Source organism: Paenarthrobacter sp. NPDC056912, assembly GCF_042786555.1.
Taxonomy (GTDB): domain Bacteria; phylum Actinomycetota; class Actinomycetes; order Actinomycetales; family Micrococcaceae; genus Arthrobacter.
In genome coordinates this window covers 1-20,666 of the sequence record NZ_JBHUCD010000009.1, presented here as the reverse complement: position 1 = coordinate 20,666, position 20,666 = coordinate 1, and the positions used below count along the sequence as shown (strand labels likewise).

Annotated in this window: 18 protein-coding genes; 11 read left to right on the top strand and 7 right to left on the bottom strand. The window is 63.2% G+C overall.

From position 1 onward, the window contains the following. Window positions 1–51 precede the first annotated feature (51 nt). A complete protein-coding gene (locus ACFRJ9_RS11490) occupies window positions 52–693 on the bottom strand; it encodes a hypothetical protein (RefSeq protein ID WP_377667708.1) in 642 nt (213 codons plus the stop codon). 201 nt (window positions 694–894) lie between these two features. Then, window positions 895–1,752, bottom strand: a complete 858-nt coding sequence (locus tag ACFRJ9_RS11485; RefSeq protein WP_377667706.1) for a helix-turn-helix domain-containing protein — start codon at window positions 1,750–1,752, stop codon at window positions 895–897. A gap of 131 nt (window positions 1,753–1,883) precedes the next feature. Here ACFRJ9_RS11485 and ACFRJ9_RS11480 point away from each other — a divergent pair, with 131 nt between their 5' ends. Further along, a complete protein-coding gene (locus ACFRJ9_RS11480; RefSeq protein ID WP_377667703.1) occupies window positions 1,884–3,413 on the top strand; it encodes a polysaccharide biosynthesis tyrosine autokinase in 1,530 nt (509 codons plus the stop codon). A 5-nt stretch (window positions 3,414–3,418) separates the two neighbouring features. Beyond that, window positions 3,419–4,057, top strand: a complete 639-nt coding sequence (locus ACFRJ9_RS11475) for a hypothetical protein (protein WP_377668057.1) — start codon at window positions 3,419–3,421, stop codon at window positions 4,055–4,057. On the opposite strand, the gene ACFRJ9_RS11470 is transcribed toward ACFRJ9_RS11475, so the two are convergent. Next, window positions 4,054–4,485 (bottom strand): VanZ family protein, encoded by a 432-nt coding sequence (locus ACFRJ9_RS11470; protein ID WP_377667700.1) that lies wholly within the window; start codon window positions 4,483–4,485, stop codon window positions 4,054–4,056. The two genes, ACFRJ9_RS11475 and ACFRJ9_RS11470, sit on opposite strands and share 4 nt — an antisense overlap. Window positions 4,486–4,745: 260 nt before the next feature. Here ACFRJ9_RS11470 and ACFRJ9_RS11465 point away from each other — a divergent pair, with 260 nt between their 5' ends. The 3 genes from ACFRJ9_RS11465 (at window position 4,746) to ACFRJ9_RS11455 (ending at window position 11,343) form a co-directional block, all read left to right on the top strand. Then, window positions 4,746–8,135: a response regulator gene (locus tag ACFRJ9_RS11465; RefSeq protein ID WP_377667697.1), complete on the top strand. Its 3,390-nt coding sequence runs from the start codon at window positions 4,746–4,748 to the stop codon at window positions 8,133–8,135. Next, window positions 8,132–9,052, top strand: a complete 921-nt coding sequence (locus tag ACFRJ9_RS11460) for a GGDEF domain-containing protein (protein WP_377667694.1) — start codon at window positions 8,132–8,134, stop codon at window positions 9,050–9,052. Before ACFRJ9_RS11465 ends, ACFRJ9_RS11460 begins: the two co-directional genes overlap by 4 nt. A 71-nt stretch (window positions 9,053–9,123) precedes the next feature. Next, complete coding sequence (locus tag ACFRJ9_RS11455) at window positions 9,124–11,343, top strand: S9 family peptidase (RefSeq protein ID WP_377667692.1); 2,220 nt, start codon at window positions 9,124–9,126, stop codon at window positions 11,341–11,343. Window positions 11,344–11,346: 3 nt separating this feature from the next. Here ACFRJ9_RS11455 and ACFRJ9_RS11450 read toward each other — a convergent pair whose 3' ends face one another. Both ACFRJ9_RS11450 and ACFRJ9_RS11445 read right to left on the bottom strand, forming a co-directional pair. Continuing rightward, window positions 11,347–12,153 carry a class I SAM-dependent methyltransferase gene (locus ACFRJ9_RS11450; protein WP_377667689.1) on the bottom strand — a complete coding sequence of 269 codons (807 nt, stop codon included), beginning with the start codon at window positions 12,151–12,153 and terminating at the stop codon, window positions 11,347–11,349. 19 nt (window positions 12,154–12,172) lie between these two features. Further along, window positions 12,173–12,556, bottom strand: a complete 384-nt coding sequence (locus ACFRJ9_RS11445; RefSeq protein ID WP_377667687.1) for an STAS/SEC14 domain-containing protein — start codon at window positions 12,554–12,556, stop codon at window positions 12,173–12,175. A 208-nt stretch (window positions 12,557–12,764) separates the two neighbouring features. On the opposite strand from ACFRJ9_RS11445, the gene ACFRJ9_RS11440 reads away from it, so the two are divergent. After that, entirely contained in the window at window positions 12,765–14,405 is a 1,641-nt protein-coding gene (locus tag ACFRJ9_RS11440) for an ATP-binding protein (protein ID WP_377667684.1), read from the top strand. Between the two features lie 98 nt (window positions 14,406–14,503). Here ACFRJ9_RS11440 and ACFRJ9_RS11435 read toward each other — a convergent pair whose 3' ends face one another. Continuing rightward, window positions 14,504–14,680, bottom strand: a complete 177-nt coding sequence (locus ACFRJ9_RS11435; RefSeq protein WP_377667682.1) for a hypothetical protein — start codon at window positions 14,678–14,680, stop codon at window positions 14,504–14,506. 107 nt (window positions 14,681–14,787) lie between these two features. Between ACFRJ9_RS11435 and ACFRJ9_RS11430 the strand changes: the two genes are divergently transcribed. Beyond that, a complete protein-coding gene (locus tag ACFRJ9_RS11430; protein WP_377667680.1) occupies window positions 14,788–15,840 on the top strand; it encodes a hypothetical protein in 1,053 nt (350 codons plus the stop codon). Window positions 15,841–15,842: 2 nt separating this feature from the next. After that, window positions 15,843–17,396 carry a putative bifunctional diguanylate cyclase/phosphodiesterase gene (locus ACFRJ9_RS11425; RefSeq protein WP_377667677.1) on the top strand — a complete coding sequence of 518 codons (1,554 nt, stop codon included), beginning with the start codon at window positions 15,843–15,845 and terminating at the stop codon, window positions 17,394–17,396. Here the strand turns inward: ACFRJ9_RS11425 and ACFRJ9_RS11420 are convergent. Then, on the bottom strand, window positions 17,389–17,967 hold the full coding sequence (locus ACFRJ9_RS11420) for a GNAT family N-acetyltransferase (protein ID WP_377667675.1): 579 nt from the start codon (window positions 17,965–17,967) through the stop codon (window positions 17,389–17,391). The genes ACFRJ9_RS11425 and ACFRJ9_RS11420 overlap by 8 nt on opposite strands. Window positions 17,968–18,075: 108 nt before the next feature. On the opposite strand from ACFRJ9_RS11420, the gene ACFRJ9_RS11415 reads away from it, so the two are divergent. From ACFRJ9_RS11415 to ACFRJ9_RS11405, 3 genes are read left to right on the top strand one after another with little or no spacing between them, the layout of a single operon-like run. Further along, window positions 18,076–18,534: a hotdog fold thioesterase gene (locus ACFRJ9_RS11415; protein ID WP_377667673.1), complete on the top strand. Its 459-nt coding sequence runs from the start codon at window positions 18,076–18,078 to the stop codon at window positions 18,532–18,534. Between the two features lie 9 nt (window positions 18,535–18,543). Then, window positions 18,544–19,878, top strand: coding sequence for a phenylacetate--CoA ligase PaaK (paaK, locus tag ACFRJ9_RS11410; RefSeq protein WP_377667671.1), 1,335 nt, complete (start codon window positions 18,544–18,546; stop codon window positions 19,876–19,878). Window positions 19,879–19,902: 24 nt separating this feature from the next. Continuing rightward, window positions 19,903–20,505, top strand: coding sequence for a TetR/AcrR family transcriptional regulator (locus tag ACFRJ9_RS11405; protein WP_377667668.1), 603 nt, complete (start codon window positions 19,903–19,905; stop codon window positions 20,503–20,505). Window positions 20,506–20,666 lie beyond the last annotated feature (161 nt).

Sequence of the window (20,666 nt, the reverse complement as noted above, 5' to 3'; positions counted from 1 at the left end):
CAGCCCATGGAGCTGACGCGTTTCCGTTGAAGAATGTTCTCGAAGGAAGTCCTAGAGAAGGCCCGCTCCGACGGGAACGGAGATGCTGCTGGTGGCGGTAAGCGTACGGCCACCGATGACTACCGTCACGGTGACAGGGAAAGAGGCCAGCAAGCTGACTGCTACACCGGTGCTGGTACCCGCCAGGCCGAAGACGATCGGGAGGTTCAGCGTGCCATTGCTCGCAACGGTGCCGGGGACACTGCTGGTCCAGGTGGTGGCCGGGAAACCAAACTGTCCGATGATCGGCGCGGTCTGGTACACGGCTGTACGCTGGCCGGCCGTGGTGGTGGTTCCGTTGAAGGAGTAAACGCCGAAGCCACGAGCCCTGCCAACGGGAATGTTGATGCCCGCAGGACGGGTAACCGACACCGTGACCGTGGCGTTCTCGGTGACTCCGCCTGGACCGTTGGTGAACGTGAGAGTCGTCGGGACGGTGACCAGGGCTTGCGCCGTGAGCGTGCCACCGCCGTCCAGCAGGTTGAGGCTGAGGAGCGATGTGGACGAAGCCGTGAAGGCCAGACCCAAAGTGTTCACGGAAGCAACTGCTGCGGGAGCTGCAACAGCGGCAGCAATAACGGGAACGGACCAAGCAGCGCCCTTGACGATTGCGCGGCGCGAGTGCGGTTTGGAAACGGTAACTTCGTCGCTCATTATTCTTCTTTCAACTCGGGATGAATACCATCGGTTGGAATTCAGCGCATGCCGAGTTCCCCCATCAGGCATAGACACTACCCATCAGTTATTGCGCCAAAGCACAGATACGGCCTCAGCAGGAAGTTTGTCGCTAAACGATTCAAGGTCTGCACGAAATGTCCTCTGCCACGGCCACGGCCCGAAACTTATGACGTGGCGCTAGGCGCTTCCGCGCCGTTCCCTGAGGTCTTTCGGCCCGCAGCCGTAGAGTTCGTCCAACGCCCTCCGCAGGGCGGCCGTGGTTCCAAAACCGGTCTGCTCGGCAATTTGCTGAACGCTGAGAACGTCATAACGCGCGTCTGTGAGGAGTGTCCGGGCAAGCCTGCCGCGCTGCCTCCGGATTTCCGCGGCAATGGAATTCCCGACCTCCGCAAAAGCCGCCTGTACCCTCCGCAACGAAGACTGCACAGCCTTGGCCACTGCCTCAGGATTCAGCTCCCTGTCAGCGCAGCGCTGGGCGATGACCGCCATTGCTTGGTCCCGGAGCACGGACGTCAGCGACGTCGACTCCCAGGAAACGCCACAGTGATCCAGCAGCAGGCTCCCTGTGAGCTCAAGGAGGATCTGCTCCGTGGCATAGGCCGCAATTGCAGAATCACGCCTGGAAGCCTCACCCATGATGGCTCCAATGAAAGCATCAGCCGCAGAGTCCAGTCTCGAACGAACGGGAATGACCACCACACTCTCCAGTGCGTGCGGCACGAAAGTCTCCGCTATGGTCCTCTGTATCCTGATCCTCGTGGCCTGCGCTTCACCCACAAACGGCGACTGCAGCGCCAGTCCGCCAGGGATGACAACAACCGTTCCATCAGCTTGGATCAGCGTGCCAGGTCCGGGGTCACGGACCACTCCCGAGCTGAGGAAATAGATATCCACGCTACCGTCGACCGCAGCCAATTCGCCCGATACCCAACAGATAGAGACCGCACCGAATACGCACTCCGCGTCTTCACGTTGGCCGTGAAGTACTTTCGCGACGTCGCCCGCGTGCTGTTCAAGAAAGTCAGTATCCTGCATTTGTCATAAACCCCCCATCCCACCATCAGGTGGGTAGCCCCTTTAGGTCAGCACGTTACGATATTCAGGACGCAGTGCAAGAACTGCGTTCTTTTTGTGTCGACGCCACACAGCATCAGGGGGACAATTTCATGGAGCTCACGGACTATTGGCGGGTACTCCGGGCCCACTGGATCTCAGTAATTGCCATCACCGTGTTGGGTGGAATAGTCGCCTTCGGTTGGACCCAGACGCAGACGAAGGTTTACAGCGCCGATGCAAGCGGCATTATTTCCGTTGGGGTTAACAAGGACCTCGGTACAGCGATGGCGGGCGAGAGCTACTCCAAGTCCCGCGCAAAGTCCTATCTGGACGTCGCGAAATCGCGCTCAGTGGCTGAAACCGTCATCAAAGACCTCCAGCTCCAAGGAACCTCTCCCGAACAACTGATCGCCCGGGTAGGGGCTCAGAACCCGCAGGACACCGCCACCTTGAAATTCACGGCACAAGCCAGCACGCCAGAGGGTGCCCGTGACCTCGCCGAGGCATGGGTCCGGGCCGTTGGCAAGCAAGTTGCCGAGCTTGAAAAGGGCAGCAACAGCAATGAGACCTCGATCGTCAGCTTCCGCTCCCTCGATGCCGCGCAGCTCCCCACCACCCCCACGTCGCCGAATACCAGGCTCGCCCTGGTCATCGGGATCGTGGCCGGCCTGCTGCTGGCGATCGGGTACGCCCTGCTGAGAAACATGTTCGATCGTCGCGTTCGGTCCGCGGCCCAGCTCGAATCCGAGACCGGCGTAGCCGTCATCGGTACAGTCCCGTTCCACAAAGACTTCGACGGCGCCAACCGCCTCGTCCTCTCGCACGGCGGCAACGACCTCGAAAACAAGAACCACCAGGACTATGCGGTGGCCGAGTCCATCCGCGAACTGCGAACCAACCTGCAGTTCATGGACGTCGACGAACCGCCCCGCATCATTGTTGTGACCTCTGCGCTTCCGGGTGAAGGAAAGACCACTGTGGTCGCGAACCTTGCCCAGACCATCGCAGCCTCCGGCCAGCGCGTTGTGGTGGTTGACGGCGATCTTCGCCGGCCCACAGTGGCCAAGACTTTCGGCCTGCTGACCAACGTGGGCCTTACGGATGTCCTCATTGGCAGGGCCACCCTCAACGAGGTCCTCCAGCCTTGGGGAGAAAGTGGCGATCTGTTCGTTCTTGGTGCCGGTTCCGTACCGCCCAACCCCAGTGAACTTCTGGGCTCCAACGTCATGCACACGTTGCTTGAGGACATCGCCAAGCACGCGATCGTCCTGGTGGATGCCCCGCCTCTGTTGCCCGTCACCGACGCCGCAATCCTGACGGCCCGCACAGACGGAGCACTTGTGGTCAGCCGCGCCGGGAAAACCACCTACGACCAGCTGAAGAAGGCGCTGCAGAACCTCGAACGTGTCAAGGGCCGGCCCCTTGGCCTCATCATCAACGGTGTTTCGCGCAAGTCGTCAAAGGGCGAAGACTACGGCTACCAGTACTACACGTACTACAACCGCAAGGACAATGGCGACGAAGCACCCCGTGCCAGCCATGTTCCCGCTGCTGAGTCGACCCCCGTGGCAGCGACGGAGAACGTCCAGCTAACAGACCAACGCCGTGGACGGCGTCGCGAACGCACCAACGCGCTGTGAAGCCGATGAGCAACCCTGGTTCCCAGCCGTCGTCGTCCATCCTCACGGTCTGCACCGGCAACATCTGCCGCTCCCCCTTGGCCGAACAATTGTTCCGTTTCCGGCTTGAGGACGCGGGAATCGAAAACTTCACAGTGGTTAGCGCTGGCTTGCACGCTGCCGTGGGGGCACCCATGGAACCACTTCCGGCAGCACTGTCAAAGGAATACGGCGGCGATCCCACCGGCTCGGTGGGCCGGCAGATCTCCGCCGAGGTGGTGGGAGAAGCCGGGCTCGTCCTGACCATGACCCGCAAACAGCGCGATGAGCTGGTCAAGAAGTACCCCGGTGCCGCACAACGCACGTTTACGGTGGCCGAGTTCTCCCGCGCGGCGAAGAACCTCCCCGTAGGACAGGGCAGGACAGTTCCGGCCGCGGCCAGTTGGGCATCTGTGACGGGGGCAGCAACAAACTCTCCCCTGGCCGGTTTGGTCAGCCGTACTGCGGCCGTGAGATCGACGGCCGCACTAAGCGACGACGACGACATTCCGGACCCCATCAACGCCAACGAGGCAGTTCACCGCGACGTGGCCGGACGCATCGCCGCCCATTGCGGTGACATCGCGCAGATCCTCCGCGAGCACCTCCAAGCGGCAGTGCACTAAACGTCAGGACGCACGGCCGAGGCCACCGTCTTCACTGCCGCAAGGCCGACCATGGCGCCCACGGTGTTCGCGATGACATCGGACAGGGCTGTCACCCGGCCGGGAATGACCAGTTGCACGACTTCGATGGTCACCGACGAGACCAAGGCAAGGATCATCACGGGCAGCCAGCTCCACTGTCTTGGTTGCAAAAGTCTGACGAAGGCCCCGAAAGGGACAAACAAGACGATGTTCGCGGCGAACTCCACGCCAACCTCGGCGGCGGCAAGTGGTAAGCCGAGGGACGAAAGCCAGCCGGCAATGATCCCCACGAAGCCCGTTACTGTGCTGGCTTCACGTGCCGGCAAAAACACCACAAAGGCCAGCGAAATCAGATACGCGGCAAACAAAGCCCGGACCCACAGCGTGGTGCGCGTCGGAGGAACCACCGCCAACCTCCTCACATGCCATCGGGCTGATACACGGCAGACCCCCACAGACTACTTCAACCGGCGAACAGGCAGCGCGAGGATCCCCGGCGTTGTTGGCGGATTCCTGCGGGCATTGTCTTAATCGTTCTTATCGGTATGGACTGCCGCCCGCAAACGGTTTTCGGCGTATGCTCTCCTCAGCGCAGAGGCAAGACGCGTTGTTCGCTTTTGGTGGGGCCACTTTCGAAGGCAGGGGTTCAGTGGCAGGAGTGAAGCATATGGTTCTTCCGGTGCGCTCGTGGTCGCGGCAGGTGTTGCCGTTCTACCTGGTGCCTGTGGGGTTGTGTTTGGTGCTGCTGGTGGTCGGGCTGGCCAGCGGATCAGGAACGACGACGGCGCAACTCGCCGGCGACTTGGCGATCCTCCTGGCTGCACTCACCGCGTTGACCACCCACGCGCGCGCAGCGATCAAAGCGCAGGACAATGCCACGGCCCGATGGTTCATCGTGGCAGGCTTGGCGACCTGGAGCGCCGGGCAGACCGTCTGGACCATCAACGGCATCACGCTGGACCACAACTACCCCTTCCCCTCCTTCGCCGACGTCGGCTTTGTCTGGTACGCGTTGCCGACGTCCATCGGCTTGGTGCTGCTCTTGCGCGGCCAGGGGCTGCGCCTTTCGCTGCGCCGCACCATCCTGGACGCAGGCGTGGTGGCAAGTGCAACGTTCTTCATCGCGTGGAGCTCCGTACTAGGGCCGCTGGCAGGGGTCCCGGACCAGGAACCCTTCGCCCACGCGACCCAGATGGCCTATCCGATCGCCGACGTCTTCATGGTTTCGGTAGTGATCGTCCTGACCATGCGAGCGGCCCGGGGCCGTCGACTGCCGTGGCTGTGCCTGGGAGTGGGCTTCTGGATCCTCGCCATCACGGACCTCACCTACGTACGTTTCACCCTCGAAGGCGTCACCGGTGTCACGGGATCGCCTTTGGCTTTGGGATGGGTGCTCGCCTTCCTGCTGGTGGGCCTTAGCCCGTTGCTTCCGGAGGCTGACAGCGAACGCAAGGACGGCCGCGCCTATGCCGCAGCCCTGGAGCTCCTCCCCTACCTGCCAGTATTCAGTGCAGTCTTCTTCTCCAGAAGCCGCCCCATCGGCACGGATCCCATCCTGCTGGTCACCGGTCTGGTGGTGGTGGCCTTCGTGATTGTCAGGCAGGTGCTGATCGTGGTGGAGAACGTGACGCTGACCCGCGACCTCGAGACCAAGGTGGCCGAACGCACCGCCGAACTCGAGGGGCTCGGGGCGATCGTCAACTCCTCAGGCGATGCCATCATCGGCGAGACACCTGACGGCGTCATCACCAGCTGGAACCCCGGGGCTGAACGAATCTTTGGGTACTCGGCTTCCGACGCCATCGGCAAGAAGGGCGACTTCTTCATTCCCCGGGACTTGCTTGAGAAGGAACGCCAAGCACTGGAAGCAACCGCGCAGAGCGGCGGCGTGCAGAACTTCGAGACCCTGCGGCAGCGCGGAGACGGATCCACCATTCCCGTCTCCGTCACTCTCTCCCCCGTCCGCGGCGAGTCCGGGGTCCGGGGCGTCGCCACCATTTCCCGGGACATCACCGAACGCAGGGCAGCCGAAGCCGAGCTCCTCGCGGCCCGCGAAGCGGCCTTGGAAGCGAGCCGACTGAAGTCCGAGTTCCTGGCAACCATGAGCCACGAGATCCGGACTCCCCTCAACGCCGTGATCGGCCTGACATCCCTGATGATGGACACGCCACTGAGTGAGGGCCAGAGGCAATACGCCCAAGGCGTGAAGGGGGCAGGCGAGGTCCTCCTGACGCTGATCAACGACATCCTGGACTTTTCCAAATTGGAAGCCGGGAAGGTTGACTTGGACGTCAACTCCTTCGACCCCCGTGCACTGGTTGAAGAGGTCGCTGGCCTGGTTGCGGAAGCGGCCCAGGGCAAGAACCTGGAACTCATGTCCTACTGCCACCCGGACGTCCCGGAACGCCTGATGGGCGACGCCGGCAGGATCCGCCAGATCCTGCTGAACCTCTCGTCCAACGCGGTTAAGTTCACGCCCTCCGGTGAAGTGGAAATCAAGGTCTCTGTTGTTCAACAGGATAGCGACACCGCCTCCTTGCAGTTTGAAGTCCGGGACACGGGAATCGGCATCAGCGCCGAAGACCACCACCGGCTTTTCGAATCGTTCGCGCAGGCAGACGCCTCCACCACACGCCGCTACGGGGGCACCGGCTTGGGTTTGGCCATCTCCCGGCGACTCACGGAGGTCATGGGCGGAGAGATCGGTCTGGACAGCGAACCCGGGACCGGCAGCAGGTTCTGGTTCGTCCTGGAGCTGCCGATCGGACCCGCAGCTTCGGACAGCGGAACGTTGCCGGCCTCGCTCGCCGGGCGGAGGGTCCTGGTTGTTGACGACAACGCAACCAACCGTTTGGTGCTGGAAACCCAACTTTCCAGTTGGGGCATGCTGCCGGTGGCCGTCGCGGATGCTTCGTCCGCGATGGATGAATACCGCACCGCGGTCCTGGCCAGCCACCCCTACGACATTGCCGTGGTGGACATGTGCATGCCCGATACCGACGGACTGGAACTGGCGCGCCAAATCAAGAGTGAGGGCAATGGCTCCGGCACGCCGGGAATCATCCTGCTGACGTCCACCATGCTGGTGGAGCGCAACGATCTGGCCTCTGCGGGAATCCGTGAATACCTGACCAAACCCGTACGCAGCTCCGAGTTCTACAACCGCCTGCTCCGCCTCATGGCAACAAGAACGCCAGGTGTCCCGTCACCGGCTGCGCACCCGGAGGCCCTGTTGTCAGCAGAAAAGCCGACGAAGCGGCTGGGGAAACTCCTGGTCGCCGAGGACAACGAAGTCAACCAGCTTGTGGCACGGGGCATGGCGGACCGGCTCGGCTACGAGGTAGATATCGTCGACGACGGTGCCCAAGCTGTCGAAGCAACACGTACCGGCACGTACGCGGCCGTCCTCATGGACTGCCACATGCCCGTGATGGACGGCTTTGACGCCACCCGCGCCATCCGCACCCGCGACGCGCACGCTGCACGGATTCCCATCATCGCCATGACCGCCGGAGCCCTCAACGAGGACCGCGAGCGCTGCTTCGCCGCCGGCATGGACGACTACATCAGCAAGCCCGTGGATCTGGCGAAGCTCGGCGAAGTCCTCGCACGCTGGGTCCCGCAGGTGGAAAAGACATCCACGACGACGGCGGGCGGGGAACCGCCGCTGGCGGAAGCACCGCCGTCGAACGCTTCCGTTCTTGATGCCGACAGGCTGCAGCTCCTGCGCGAACTTGGCCCGTCGGACGGTTTGGGCATCTTGCCGGATGCCATCAGGGCGTTCAAACAGGATGCCCTGGGCGCAGTGGAAACGCTGGGGTCGGCCTTGGAAACGGAACAGGCCGACGCAGTGGAGGCGGCAGCCCACAAACTTTCCGGCGCGGCGGCCAACATTGGTGCGCTGGGAGCGGCCGGGCTGTGCAAGGATCTTGAACGTCTCGGTGCTGATGCAGGCCCAGGCTGGGCCGCCCAAGGATCAAGGACGCTGGCCCGGCTGCAGGCTGAACTCGTACAGGTGGACCAGGAACTCGAGCGCACACTATTGGGAGCACCATGAAAGTCCTTATCGCCGACGACGACCAGATCTCCCGGATGATCACCAAGGCCGCCGTCGAGCAGTCCGGCCATGAGTGCATCGTTGCCGTAGACGGCGACTCGGCCTGGCAGCTCTTCAAGGCCCACAGCCCCGAGGCCGTGGTCACCGATCTGATGATGCCCGGGCTCAGCGGGCTGGACCTGTGCCGCGCTATCCGGGCGTCGGAGGAAGACAGCTACACGTACGTCATCCTGGTGACCTCCCACGGCTCCCGGAAAGACGTCCTGGCTGGCATGGAAGCCGGTGCTGACGACTATGTCACCAAACCCTTGGACCCCTTCAACCTCCATATCCGCCTCCTTGCCGCCCAGCGGATCACTTCGCTGCACTCGGACCTGGCCCGTTACCGTTCGGCGCTCACCGAGCAAGCACGCACGGACCCCCTGACCAAGCTTCACAACCGATTGAAGCTCACGGAGGACCTGGGTAACCTGCACAGCCGGGCCGACCACAACTACTGCCTGGCCATGGTGGATGTAGATAATTTCAAGAGCTACAACGATATCTATGGCCACCAGGCCGGCGACGCGGCGCTGGTGGCCATCGCAGCGACCTTGGCCAGTGAGGTCCGGAACTCCGACGCCGTGTACAGGTTTGGCGGTGAAGAGTTCCTCCTGGTGCTTGACGGGCACTCGGCAGCCGGTGCCGAGATCGTCATGGAACGCGTCCGTTCTGCCGTGCATGGCTTGAAGATCGAGCACTCCGGCGACCCCGATGGGGTCCTGACCATCAGCGCCGGCGTCTCGGCCCTCACGGACGCGCACCGGTCCGGCACGGAACAACTGCTGCGGGAGGCCGACCTCGCGCTCTATGCTGCCAAGGCGGCGGGCCGGAACAGGGTCACCTTGGCGAGTGCGCTCCCCCACGGCCCGGAGTAGCCCGGGCCGCTTCCCGGCGCTCTGAGCGAAATTGCTGGTTCCCTGTCCGAAGCCGTCTATAGAGTGGCCACATGAGCCACACTTCCTCCGTACCTGCTGCCGCCACGGACCCAGCGGCCCAGCCTCCCGTCGCCAAACAAGTCCCCGCACGCCGTGAACACCACGGCGACGTCTTTGTGGACAACTACGAGTGGCTCCGGGACAAGGAATCGTCCGAGGTGGTGGACCACCTCAAGGCCGAGAACGCCTATCAGGAAGCAGTCACCGCACACCAGGGGCCTTTGCGCGAGGCAATGTTCCAGGAGATCAAGGGCCGCACACAGGAAACGGATCTTTCCGTGCCCAGCCGCAAGGATGGCTGGTGGTACTACAGCCGTTCCGTGGAGGGCAAGGAGTACAGCATCCAGTGCCGCGTCCTCGCCCGGGACACCGGCAACCCGGTGGCTGACTGGACTCCCCCGCAGGTTGAAGCGGGCGTGGAACTCTCCGGCGAGCAGGTCCTTCTGGATGGCAACATTGAAGCGGAAGGCAAGCCGTTCTTCAGCGTGGGCGGCGCCGCCGTCACCGTGGATGGCAACCTTTACGCCTACGCCGTGGACAACTCGGGTGACGAACGTTTCACCCTGCGGATCAAGGATCTGCGCACCGGCGAACTTCTCCCCGATGTCATCGAGGACATCTTCTACGGTGTGACCTTCTCCCCCGACGGAACACGCCTGTTCTACACAGTGGTGGATGATTCGTGGCGCCCGTACCAGGTGAAGTCCCACGTCCTGGGCACGCCGGTCACCGACGATCAGGTTCTTTACCAGGAGGACGACGTCGCCATGTGGCTCGGTTTCGACCTCTCCTCGGACCGCCGCCACCTGGTGCTCAGCATCGGCTGCTCGGAGTTCAGCGAGACGCGGCTGCTCCGCTTTGACGATGACGCCGCGGGCCTCAGCACGGTCATCTCCCGCGACGAACACATTCTCTACGAGGCCGAGCCCTTCCTCCTGGACGGCAAGGAAACGCTGCTCCTGACGCACAACAAGGACGCCATCAACTCGATGGTGAGCCTGCTGGACCCTGCCGAGCTCACCAAGCCGGTGGCCGAGCAGAACTGGAGGACCGTCGTCGGGCATTCCGACGACGTCCGCGTTAACGGCGCGGGCGTGACGTCCACTCATCTGGTGTTGTCTGTCCGCAAGGACACCATCGAGCGCGTGCAGGTGCTGCCGTTGGCAGGCCTGGGCACTGCCGATCAGGGCACGCCGGTAGAACCGGCGTTTGACGAGGAGCTTTACACCGCCGGCGTTTCCGGTTCGGACTACGAGGCCCCCGTGATCCGCATGGGATACACGTCCTACTTCACGCCGTCACGCGTCTACGACTTTGTTCTGCCTACCGCAGACCTCCCCGAAGGCCAGCTGCTGCTCCGCAAGGAGAGCCCGGTCCTGGGCGGATACTCCGCGCAGGACTACGTTGCCACCCGCGAATGGGCCACGGCCGACGACGGCACCCGGGTGCCGCTGTCAGTGCTGCGTCACGCCTCGGTGCAGCAGGACGGCGCGGGTGCAGGCCTGGTGTACGGCTATGGCTCCTACGAAGTCAGTATGGATCCCGGATTCGGTGTGGCGCGGTTGTCGCTCCTGGACCGCGGGATCGTCATGGTCATCGCCCACATCCGTGGCGGCGGCGAGCTGGGACGCCACTGGTACGAGGACGGCAAGAAGCTCACCAAGAAGAACACCTTCTCCGACTTCATCGCGGCCACGGACTGGCTGGCCGGATCGGGCTTGGTTGATCCTTCCCGCATCGCGGCCATGGGCGGCTCGGCAGGCGGACTGCTCATGGGTGCCATCGCGAACATGGCCCCCGAAAAATACGCCGCAGTAGTGGCCCAGGTCCCGTTCGTGGACGCACTGACCACCATCCTGGATCCCGAGCTCCCGCTGTCCGCCCTGGAATGGGAGGAATGGGGCAACCCGATCACGGACCCTGAGGCGTACGCGTACATGAAGTCCTACACTCCGTACGAGAATGTGCGGACGGTGGCCTATCCGAAGATCGCGGCCGTCACGTCGTTCAACGACACTCGTGTCCTTTACGTCGAACCGGCCAAGTGGGTTCAGGCGCTGCGCTCCGTCTCCACGGGATCCGAGCCGATTGTCATGAAGATCGAGATGGACGGCGGCCACGGCGGCGCCTCGGGCCGGTACGTGCAGTGGCGCGAGCGTGCGTGGGACTACGCCTTCGTGGCGGACTCCGTTGGGGCCACCGAACTGTTGCCGGGAGCAGGGCTCAAGTAGCCCTTACTGCCGGGCCCTGAGCAGCGCGTAGTAGCCCGGGATCACGTCCGGTGCCGCAGGGGTGCTCAGCGGGCGTGTCTCGATGCTCGCTGAGCCTTCCTCCACGAGGTTCCAGTCCGCCGTCGGGAAGGCCTTGGTGCGCTGTGCGGCGCCGAACCGGCCCGGCATGGGCAGCCCGCGGATGGCCCACTCGAGCGGCGCCGGAATGGAATCCCGGGTGGCACCTAGGTGGCTGACGTAGTCAACCGGGGTTCCAGGAAAGTTGGTCTCGGTCAAGAAGACACCACCGCGGCTTCCGACGACGGGCAACAGGTTCGCGGCCAAGGCTGACCTGCCGCCGCGGTCCAGGACGTGCAGGACACCGCGGATGAAGACGTTTGCATCCCCGGTCCAGCCCGCCGCCTCAAGGGCAGCAGCGACGGCCTGAGTGGCGTCCGGCGCCGTCATGTCGCACACGGCGAAGGACGCCGTCGGGATGTCTGCTGACTCCAGCCGCGCACGGTCCACGGCGTTCGCGGAGTAGTCGAGTCCCAGTGCGTGCGGGAAATGCTGCGCCAGCAGCCGCGTGAAACTGCCGTTGCCGCATCCGACGTCCACCACAGGTAGGGCCGGATCCAGCTGAGCCAGCTTGGGCAGGTAGCCGTTGAGTTCATGGTCGCTGCCCGAGTCCCACAAGACGTCGCCCGTGGCACCCGTGGACCGGACATTGCCCCAGTACCGGTCCCAGGCCGTGAGCGGGTCCTTGGGCGCTGCGGAAGAAAGCCTGATCAGGCGAGGGATCAGCAGGTACTTCCTGAGGGCGGAGAACATTCTCCAAATATAGGCGGCGCTACGCCTCCACCAACCACTCCAACGCTTCCGTTTCGGAAGTGAAGAATTTTGTGGGACACGGTGGCTTCATGATGCCCAGGAAAAAGTTGGCAATGACCCTGTCCACCGGCGATGAACCCCATAGTGCGATCCGGTTGGCCTGGCAAGGCTTGGCGAACACGGAGCGTGCACCCCGGGTGACGTCGTCGGTGGTGGCCATGTCAACGATCATCGGGTGGCGGTCCTCGCCGCAGAGCTCGTTGACCCGGTCCATGGCACGCTGGGCATCGTGCTCGGTGATCCTGGCACCGCGGGGCCACGTCAGGCGCAGGATGCCCGGCTCTTCGAGCTCCAGCTCGAACGTGACCTCCTGATGGTCCTCCGGTGTTGTTGGATGCTCCACAATGATCCTTCCGCGTTGGCGCTGTTGCGGAAGGAGGCGTGCAACGCCCGCCACGTCCGACACACTCAAGGTTGTCGATTCCGGGAGTCAAAGTAAAGACATCGCCCGCGACTCATCCAGGCGATTTGGCCTGAGGCCGCCATCGCCCGCAATGCCGCTGATAGGGTGTTGCCAAATCCGGAATCACGGTTGCAACGGAAGGGGCTCAGTGGGCAAGAACGGCGCCGATGTGCAGCATGCCCGCTCCGCTGTCGTGGCGGATTCAGATGTTGAGCGTCTGGCGACGATCGTTGCAGCGCTTAGTACCGCCGGGTTCGAGGTCCTGACGGCCTCCGACGGCGTGTCCCTGGCCGCCCGGCTGCAGCACCATAGTCCTTGTGTGATCGTGGCGGAAACCCCACTGGCCCACGGCCTCCGAAACCCTGGAGTTCCGGTGTTGCTGCTCCTTGACGGGCAGGGCACCGTGGACGTTGCGGACGTGGAAGCGTGGCGCGTGGCAGACTACGTGATCAGCCCGGTACACGCCGGGGAACTCGTCCATCGGGTTGAAACCCTGATTGGCCGGGCCAAGGAACGCGCAAGGTCCCGCGGCGAAATCGAAGCCCTCCGGGAAAGCCTCCGGAACGTCTCCTCCGCGGTTCGGGAGACCAACGATCCCCAACTTATCGCAGAGCACGTGGTACGCGGGTTCGGCGAGGCCTTGGACGTGGACCACGTCTGGTTTGCGACGTTCCGCGACGAACGGGTCCCCCTCATCCGCGCCCAATGGAACCGACCTGACCTTCCGCTCCTGCCCGCAAGGCTGGGCAACAGCGAGGACGCCATCACCGAGGTAGCCAACAAGTTGTGGGCCGCCGCCGATGTCCTGGCCGTGGCAGATCACCGGGACCAGCCCGAATCTATGATCTCCACCGCTTTGCGGGACTGGTCCGCCGAACTCCACCCGATATCCACTGTGCTCCTGCCTGTGGGCGAAGGAGCCTCGGCCATGGGCATCATCCTGCTGTCCACTGAGCAGGACCGGCACGACTGGACCCGCCCAGAGATCGCCCTGATGCAACACGTGGCCGGCAACGTGGCCCACGGGCTCATCCAAGGCCACCTGATCAGCGCGCAGCAACGCGTCCTGCACCAGCTCAGGCAGCTGGACAAGGCCAAAACGGATTTCCTGGCAACCGTGAACCATGAGCTGAGGACTCCGCTCACCTCCATCACGGCCTACCTGGACATGATCAGGGACGGTTCCGGAGGCCCGGTTCCAGAGGGCATCAGCAAAATGCTGGACGTCATTGCCCGGAACTCGGACCGCTTGCGCCGGCTCATCGAGGACATGCTCACGGTGTCCATGCAGGACGGAAGCAACCTGGACCTCAAGCCGGTGGACATCGCCAAGCTCCTGCAGGTGGTGGTGGCAACCCTCCGGCCGTTGGCGGAGTCCCGCCACGTCTCGGTGTCCTTCACGGAAGCATCCGAGGACATCGAGGTCACGGCAGACGAAGCCAAGTTGGAGCAGGTCTTCACCAACATCGTGGCCAACGCCATCAAGTTCACGCCCGAAGGTGGCCGCGTGGGGATCACCAGCACGGTGTCGTCGTCGGAAAACGGCGGACGCTCGGCCCTGGTAAAGATCGCCGACACCGGACTGGGGATCCCCGAGCACGACCTCCCCCACATCTTCACCCGCTTCTACCGGGCCTCCAACGCCACCTCGGCCGCCGTTCCGGGCAGCGGACTCGGCTTGGCGATCGCCCACGACATCATCAGCCGCCACATGGGCAAGATGGTCTTCGACTCCATTCTGGGCACCGGAACCACAGTGTCCGTGGAGTTACCGGTGGGCGGACCCTAGCTGACACAAACCGACATAAAAAGGGATGTCCCGGGCTCGTGGGCCCGGGACATCCCTTTTATGCTTCAGCCTGTCAGGACAGGCCGTCCTATCCCCAATTAGTTCGGCCACCACCCAATGCTCGTGGTATTCGTCTTGGTGGTGGTGATGCTGTTAGGCCACCAGCCGATTGCCGTAGTGTTGGTTTCCTGGGTCGGCGCGGCATTCGCCGGAGCAACGAAGCCCGTTACTGCCAGAATGCCTGCCATGAGCAGGGTTACTGCAAATTTCTTCATCCGCTGTGCCCTTTCAAACTGATGCGAACTTCAGTGCGTGATATGCAAAATCGTCACTCGGCAAACTATACGAGCTTTTGCCCGTCATTGACATGGATAATGAGCATATGCACAGTCCCCAGCTAGCCCCTCACCTTGTTGCCGGACTCAATGCACGCGGAAAATGGAAAGAGCGGAACTTCGACGAGGCCTTCCGGCTGGCCGGAGAGGCCGCCCAACTCGCTGCCGACGCCGGAGACGATCTCGCGTGGTGGAACATGCGGTACCTTCAGGCCGAATGCCTCCGCGATCAAGGCAACATTGAGAAATATCTCGCGCTGGCGAGCGAACTGAACGATCACGGCCTCACGGCATCGTCCCCGGAACTCGGCGCAAAAGCCGGGACCATGGTGGCCATTGGCCTGCAGGGCCTTGGCCGGCTCCCCGAAGCCGCCACCGTGGCAGCGGACGCCGCCAAGCTGGCGGCCCGCGATGCCGATCTTCTCTACGTGCAGATCCTGGCCCAGCGTGCGCTCATCGCCGCCTTGGCTGAAAGCCGCCTCCTTGACGACGCTTGGCGGGAATGCCTGGTTTTGGAAACATTGATAACCGACGACGTCGATGAAGACACCGCGGGCAAAGGCTATTGGGTGATTGGAAACGTCGCTTTCCTGGCCGACAGAGTTGCCGACGGGGGCCGTTATCACGATCTGGCAGCCGAAAGGCTTTCGCCGTCCAAGGACGTGGATTTGTGGGCACGTTTCAACCGGGCCTCCGCGGAAATGCGTCTTCAGGCGAAACTCAGCGACGCTGCAACCCTCCGCTGCATTGAGAGGGCTGAGCTCGCAACGGACATTGTGGGGGGATCCGAACGGGACCACTTGGAAATGTCGTTGGTTCGCGCCCACTGGAATTTCCTTAGCGGCGATATGCAGGAAGCCTTGACAATCCTTGAACCGCTCTGCGCCCGTTCGTCCATTTTGGCAACCCAAACATCGGCCGAGGCACACTTCCTTTTTGCCAGGACTTTGCTGGAATCGGATCGGCGTGAGGATGCACTGGCGGTCTTTGAAGAATCGGCAAAGCTCTTTGACCAGGCAGCCCTGCCTGAGCGCAGCGCCACTGTTCGCGAGCATCTGCGGCAAATTGTTGAGCAGCGGGGCAGGCCGCACGGGGAGTGAGCATGTCTGAAGGAAATATGTATTCCGGGAACGATCCCCGGTTGGGGCTGCTCCTTGAAGGCATCGTCAGGTTGGCCGCCGGAGACCTGAACACCAGAATTGAAGTCTCGGCCGCCCGCGATGAGATCGACGCCGTGATCATGGGCACCAACCTCTTGGCCGAGGACCTCCAGATCATCTACGAGGAGCTGGACCAGAGGGTCCAGGCCCGGACCCAGCAGCTCAACGAAGCCCACATGGCAATGCAGCACATGGCCATGACCGATCCCCTGACTGGCCTCCACAACCGTTCGGCCTTTTCCTCTGCCCTGAACGAAGCCCAAGCCAATGAGGCCACCGGCACCAGGCGGCCAGCCATCCTCCTCCTCGATATGGACGGCTTCAAGGCAATCAACGACTCCCTGGGACACACCATCGGCGACAAGGTGCTGGAAACGGTAGCCAACCGCATCAGCGCAGCAGTCCGTGAACAGGACATGGTGGCCCGCATGGGCGGCGACGAATTCGCTGTCCTGCTCCCGGAAGTCACGCCCGCGATGGCCAGCTCCATTGGCAACCGCATCCTCGCTTCCGTGGACGGCGTGATGGAGATCGAAGGCCAACACCTCCGTTGCAGCGCAAGCATGGGCCTCCGGATGGCCGATCCCGGCCAGAGGGCCGAAGAGCTGATGATCGAAGCTGACATCGCCATGTACGAGTCCAAGGCGGACGGCCGCAGCAAGCTCAAGGTATTCGAACCCGAGATGCTCCATGCCCGGCAAATGCGGAACCAGCTGGTGGGCGAGCTCAAAGAGGCCATCTCCGGTTCCCAGCTGGTTCTCTACTATCAGCCCATCATCCGGCTGGATACCCGCGAAATCGAAGGCGTGGAGGCTCTGGTGCGCTGGAGGCACCCGACGCGCGGACTCGTCATGCCGGACGAGTTCATCCCCATCGCCGAAGAAACGGGGATGATCTCCGATCTGGGCGGCTGGGTGCTCCGCACCGCCGTCGAGCAGTTGAAGCTATGGCGCAACGACCCCCTCACGTCAGGTCACGACTTCACCATGCGCATCAACGTTTCGGCCGCCGACCTGCAGCGGCTGGAGTTCGTGGAGGACGTGAGGGAGGCTTTGGCGTCGGCCCACTTGGACCCGTCGCTCCTGGTCCTGGAATTGACTGAAAGCGCCGTCATTCAGGGCAACGACCTGGATCGCTACACACTCAACAGCCTGCGCCGGCTGGGTGTCGGCTTGGAAATCGACGACTTCGGCACGGGCTACTCCTCCATCAGCTACCTGCGGCAGTTGCCCGTGGATACCGTGAAAGTGGACAGGACCCTGCTGTCGGCACTGGGCAGCGACCCGTCCCAGCCGGCGCTTCTCGCCGCGGTGCTGCAGCTGATTCGGGCCTGCGGGCTGGCTGCCGTGTGGGAGGGCATCGAAAGCGTTGAGCAGGCCGAATATCTCTTGAGCATCGGCTGCACGAGCGGACAGGGGTACTACTTCAGCCGGCCGCTGCCTGAAGAGCAGCTCACGGATCAGCTGAAGCACCACAAGACGTGGCCCGTCAGCTGATGGTCCGCGTCCACGGGTGGTGCCGCGTGCGCCACTCCGAGTCCAGGATGGCGTAGATGCACTCGCTGGCCCACTGCCCCTTGTAGTGCCAGTTGTCCACCAAGGTGGCCTCCAACCGCATGCCCAGCCGCTTGGCAATCCCGGCCGAGCCTTCATTGAGGGCATCCAATTTGGCGTCGACGCGGTGGAAGGACAACGTCTCGAACGCCAGCCGCAGCACCGCCTCCGCCGCCTCCGTGGCGATGCCGTGGCCCTGGGCATCGGGATGGAGGATCCATCCCACCTCGGCCTGTCCCGTGCCCTCCAGCCACTTCAGCACAACCTCGCCCATCAGGCCCGGTTGGTCTTTGCGTTCAATGGCAAGGCAAACCCAGTCGCCCTCTTGTTTGAACTCGAAGTTCGCGTACCGGCCAAGGACCTCCATGGACTTGGTCCTGGTCAGCTCATTGCGCAGAAGGAACCGGGCAGTTTCGGGAAGGGACTGGTAACCGTGGAAGCGATCGAGGTCCTCGGCCTCGAAGCGCCGCAGGACGAGTCGATCGGTGATGATGGGAAGCTCAATTTCGGGCATGCACTCGAGGCTACTAGGTACGGCTGAAACATGGTCCAGTCTTGACACGTGGCGCGATCTGGGATTACCTAATGAACATTCGGTAAATAAAGCTGGAGGCAATGACGCATGGTTGAAGCAACCCTCTCCGGTGCATCGCACCACATCCTGACGAACGACTACGCGTCCGAATGGATGGGCATCGAGGTCCTCAAGATCGACGACGGCCACGCCACCATCCGCATGCACCTCCGCCAGGAAATGCTCAACGGATTCGGCATGGCCCACGGTGGAATGATCTTCGCCTTCGGGGACACCGCCTTCGCGCTGGCCTGCAACCCGGCCAACCCCACGCCCAAGCAAGCCGCCAACATCACGGTGGCCTCCGGCGTCGACATCAACTTCATCAAGCCGGCCTTCCAGGGTCAGGTGATCACCGCCGTCGCAAATCGCCGTGCAAGTACCGGCCGAAGCGGCCTGTACGACATCCAGATCTACGCGGCCGATCCCGACGCCACCCCCGACACCGCGCCTGGAGAGCTCATTGCCGAGTTCCGTGGCCGCAGCCGCACCATCTCCAAGAAGTAGGAACAGCAAATGACTCAGAACACCGTCGCCGCCCCCGCATCTGATGCCGCCGTGTTGGACCGCGAAGAAACCATGTCCCGCGACGAGCTCGAGGCATTGCAGCTGACCCGCCTCCAGCACACGGTGGCCTACGCCTACGACCGCGTGCCGCTGTACAAGCGCAAGTTCGACGAAGCCGGCGTCCACCCCACGGATCTGCGCGAACTGGGCGACCTCGGCAAGTTCCCGTACACCACCAAGGAAGACCTCCGGCTGGAGTACCCGTTTGGCATGTTCGCGGTCCCGCAGAGCGAAGTAGCCCGCATCCACGCCAGCTCCGGTACCACCGGGCGCCCCACAGTGGTTGGCTACACCAAGAACGACCTCGCCAACTGGGCAACCCTGGTGGCCCGCTCCTTCCGGGCCTCCGGCGTCCGCCCCGGCATGAAGGTCCACAACGCCTACGGCTACGGCCTCTTCACCGGCGGCCTGGGCGCACACGCCGGCGCCGAAGCACTGGGCTGCACCGTCATCCCGATGTCCGGCGGCCAGACTGAACGCCAGATCCAGCTCATCCAAGACTTCAAGCCGGACGCCATCCTGGCCACGCCGACGTACCTGCTGACCATCGCCGACGCCATGGCCCACCAGGGCATCGATCCCACCTCCACCTCGCTCAAGTACGCAGTCCTGGGTGCCGAGCCGTGGACCGAAGAAATGCGCCACGAGCTCGAAGTCACCATGAACATCAAGGCCTCGGACATCTACGGACTCTCCGAAGTCATGGGCCCGGGCGTCGCCGGCGAAGCTGTTGAAACCCAGGACGGCTGCCACATCTGGGAGGATCACTTCCGCCCCGAGATCATCGACCCCTTCGATCACGCCACGGTCCTGGCGGACGGCGAACCCGGCGAGCTTGTTTTCACGTCCTTGACGAAGGAAGCGCTGCCGATCATCCGCTACCGCACCAAGGACCTCACGCGGCTGCTCCCCGGCACAGCCCGCCCCGCGCACCGCCGCATGGGGCGCATCACCGGCCGCAGCGACGACATGATCATCCTTCGCGGCGTGAACCTCTTCCCGTCACAGATCGAGGAAATCGCGCTGCGTATCCCAGAGCTCAGCCCGCACTTCCAGCTCGAAATCACCCGCCCCGAAGGCAAGCGCATGGATTCGCTGACGGTGAAGATCGAGCGCCGCGAGAACGTTCCGTCCGAGGCAGGCACGACGGCGGCACACACCTTGCGTGAGCAGATCAAGATTCACGTCGGGTCATCTTGCGTCGTTGACGTTGTGGAGCCCGGTTCCCTTGAGCGATCCAACGGCAAGCTTCGCCGCATTTACGACATGCGCCCCAAGGGCTGATCCACTTCATGAGAAAATGCCAGCATGCCTACTGAGACCACCACCAAGCGCGGACGGCCCGGCTACGACCAGCAGTCGGTGCTCCGCATCGCCGTCGACGTCTTCAACCGCCACGGGTACGACGCAACGTCCATGGGCATCCTGGCCGAGAACCTCGGCATTTCGAAGTCGGCGATTTACCACCACGTGCCGTCCAAGGGCGATCTTCTGAAGCTCGCCCTGGACCACGCGCTGGGCGGCTTGGAAGCCATCCTGGAGGAGCCCGCTGCGACGTCCGGTCCTGCTGATGCGCGTCTGGAGTTCGTACTGCGGCAGACCATTGCGGTCCTGGTGGACAGGCTGCCGTTTGTGACCCTGCTCCTGCGCTTGAGGGGCAACACGGAGATCGAGCGGAATGCCTTGGAACGCCGCCGTGCGTTCGACCACAGGGTAGCTGAGCTGATCTCGGCCGCCCGTGAGGACGGCTCCCTGCGCCAGGACATCGATCCCCGCACTGTCACGCGCCTGCTGTTCGGCACCATCAACTCGATCGTGGAGTGGTACAAGCCCGGCGGCTCCCTGTCCCCTGAGAAGCTCGCCGACGATGTGATCACCATGGCCTTCGACGGGCTTCACACCGCAGCCTGACGCTCTCCCACTTCCCGACACCCACCGGCCGGCCCTCTCTCACTTTCCTCTGGAAAGTGAGAGAGGCCCTCTTCGTCAGGCTGGTTGTGAGTCATTCATTACCTGTTGAAGGAGCCGGCGATGCCCGTTGATAACAAGGGTTTTACGCGTGAAGAGATCCG